Here is a 2536-nt window from a genome sequence, read left to right as displayed (position 1 = left end):
CGTCGGGGTAGCCGGTGTCGTCGTCGGCCCACATGTAGAAGTCCCCGAACGGCCCGTCGGGATCGGTCCGCGACGCCTGGAACCAGGGGTGCTGGTCGGAGGTGTGGTTCATCACCAGATCCGCGATCACCCGGATGCCCCGCGCGTGCGCCTGCTCGATCAGCTCGACGAAGTCTCCGAGTTCCCCGAAGTCGGGGAGGATGCTGGTGTAGTTGGCGATGTCGTAGCCGCCGTCCTTGAGCGGCGACTGGTAGATGGGCAGCAGCCACAGGCAGTCCACGCCGAGCCATTGCAGATGGTCCAGCTTGGAGATCAGACCGCGCAGGTCGCCGTACCCGTCGTTGTTGGAATCGGCGAAGCCCCGGACCGACACCTCGTAGAACACCGCCGTCTTGAACCAGTCCGGCGTGCGCGGGGTGTCCTCGTCGAACGGGTCGGGGATGGGGCCGGCGGCCGGTCCCGCGGCCGGCCGGGGGGCGTCCTCCACGGGCACGTCCCCGGTTCCCGGTGAGGTGAGCCCGTCGCCGCCCCGGTCCGGTCGGGTGCTGCGGGTGAAGTTCTTCGGCTGGCCGTCCATGGGTCACCCCGGGTCTGTTGGAGACATCTAGATCAGCAATTCCCTCCGGCCCGGCCAGGTGCGTGCGCGACAGGCAACCATCCGTAAAAGCTTCAGTACGGTCCGTGACCGCGTGTCCGGTTTCGGAGCCCGGCGGCGCCGCCCCGCCGTGCGAGCGCGCCCATGACCGGGGTAGATCGCCCGGATTCGCGGGACGTCCGGGCGCGCGGCCGCCCGCCGGGAAGGTCATCGCCCGGTCGCGGCCGGGCAGCGCGCGGAAAAGCAGCGCAAAAAAACGGCGATTCCCGGCACGGCGCGTGGCTTCCGGCGCCGTGAATACTTGCCGCGCTGAGGTTGTGTCATGTCCGTGTTTTTAGGTTCGTCGCTTTTTCTGTCGCAACCCTCGGGTAGGTCATTTCCAACCTCAGAACCCGTCAGTTCGGCGGGTTCTGCTCAGTTCGGACGGAATTCGCCCGTCCAGAAGCGATCGGAGGGACAGTGGAGCGCTGGGAGAAGTCGCCATCGGTCGTACCGACGCGGGATGACCTCGTGGCACGGCTGCGCGTCCGTTTCGCCGACATTCCGGTGGAGCGCGTGCGGCGCTGCGTGGACGACCTGTGGTGCTGCTGCGCCCATCTGGGGGTGCGGCCCGAGGAACGGACCATCGAGCGCCTCGCGGCGTCCCGGCTCACGGGCGTCGTGCGGGGCGGCCGCCCGCCCTACCCGGACGAGCGGCCGGGGTCCCGACCGCCCGGCCACCTGACCGCCTCGCACCGGCCCGCCCGCGCGGCGGCCCGCACTCCGATCGGAACGTGACAGATGAAGGACACGGCGGTGCCGGGCCTGAGCACCGAGACCCGGCGAGGGTTCATCGTGCTCAGCCTGCCGGCACAGATCAGTTGGCAGAACTACGCGGGGATCCGGGAGGAGGTGAGCAAGGCGCTGACGCTCGCCTGCGCGGGCGCGCCCGGCAGGCGGGGCGTGCGGCGCGGCGGGGTCGTGGTCGACTTCGGTGACGCGGTCCTGCTGGACGCGGCCGGGCTCGTGCTGATGGCGCGGGCCGAGACGCGGGCGCAGTTGCTCGGCTGCCCGCTGCGGGCCGTGGTGCCGGCCCTGTCGGCGCACGTCCGGCGGGCGTTGCGCCTCACCGGGCTGGACCGGCTCGTCCCGGTGTTCGCCGACGTCGGGTCGGCGACGGCCGCGCCCACGCCGGAGCCGGCGCCGGGGGAGGTCGACACCACGCACGTGCTCGACGCGATCCGCGCGCTGCATCCGGGGGACGCCGGCCTCACCCCGACGCCGCCCGCGCCGTCCGAACTGAAGATCACCACGACGGAGGCCGGCGACGGCGACCACACCGTCGTCCACCTGTCGGGGGTGCTGGACGAGGTGACCGTGCCGCGGCTCGGGGAGACGCTGACCACGCTGGTCGAGGGCGACCTGCGGCACCTGATGGTGCGGATGCACGACCGGCTCGGCGTGCGCTGCGACCCGCTGCCGATCCTGCTCGGCATCCGCTGGCGCGTCGCCGCCGAGGGCGGCTGCCTGGCGCTGCCGGCGATGCCGGCCAAGCTCCGCGAGATCGTCGACCGCGAGGGCCTCGGCTCGGTGTTCACCGGCTGCCGGTCCATCGAGGACCGCGTGCTCAGCGGCGCCGGCTCCGGCTAGCCCCGCCGCCCTGCCCGCCACCGGCCCGCACACGTCCGTTCCTTTCGAACGTGAAGACGTGTGCGGGCTTGGTGTGCGGGTCGAGGCGGACGTAGTTCGATCCGCGCCATGTGTAGGTGGTGCCGTCGAGTTGGTCGGTGACGGTGTGGGGTTGGTCGGGGTCGTCGGGGAGTCCGAGGGCGGGGAGGTCGAGGTGGACGGTGGCTTCGCGGGGTTGGTGGGGGTTGAGGTTGACGATGGTCAGGACGATGTCGTCGAGGTGGTGTTTGGAGAAGGCGAGGAGTTCGGGTTGGTCGATGTGGTGGAAGTGCA

Annotated in this window: 3 protein-coding genes and 1 pseudogene; 2 read left to right on the top strand and 2 right to left on the bottom strand. The window is 71.3% G+C overall.

Annotated elements, in window-relative coordinates; genetic code table 11:
- Positions 1-577: alpha-amylase family glycosyl hydrolase (locus ABD944_RS42090; RefSeq protein WP_345187864.1), on the bottom strand; the 577-nt coding region annotated here is incomplete at its 3' end.
- Positions 578-1105: 528 nt separating this feature from the next.
- Between ABD944_RS42090 and ABD944_RS42085 the strand changes: the two genes are divergently transcribed.
- Together ABD944_RS42085 and ABD944_RS42080 are read left to right on the top strand one after the other, a co-directional pair.
- Positions 1106-1372 (top strand): hypothetical protein, encoded by a 267-nt coding sequence (locus ABD944_RS42085; RefSeq protein ID WP_345187862.1) that lies wholly within the window; start codon positions 1106-1108, stop codon positions 1370-1372.
- Between the two features lie 3 nt (positions 1373-1375).
- Positions 1376-2224, top strand: a complete 849-nt coding sequence (locus ABD944_RS42080; protein WP_345187859.1) for an STAS domain-containing protein — start codon at positions 1376-1378, stop codon at positions 2222-2224.
- Here ABD944_RS42080 and ABD944_RS42075 read toward each other — a convergent pair.
- Positions 2202-2536 (bottom strand): annotated as a pseudogene (locus ABD944_RS42075) (hypothetical protein); the annotation flags it as partial. The gene ABD944_RS42080 and the pseudogene ABD944_RS42075 sit on opposite strands and share 23 nt — an antisense overlap.

Source organism: Actinomadura verrucosospora (genome assembly GCF_039540335.1).
In the GTDB taxonomy this organism is placed as follows: domain Bacteria; phylum Actinomycetota; class Actinomycetes; order Streptosporangiales; family Streptosporangiaceae; genus Spirillospora; species Spirillospora verrucosospora.
Note: the sequence above shows the minus strand (reverse complement) of the source record. Positions and strands in the feature narration are given on the sequence as shown.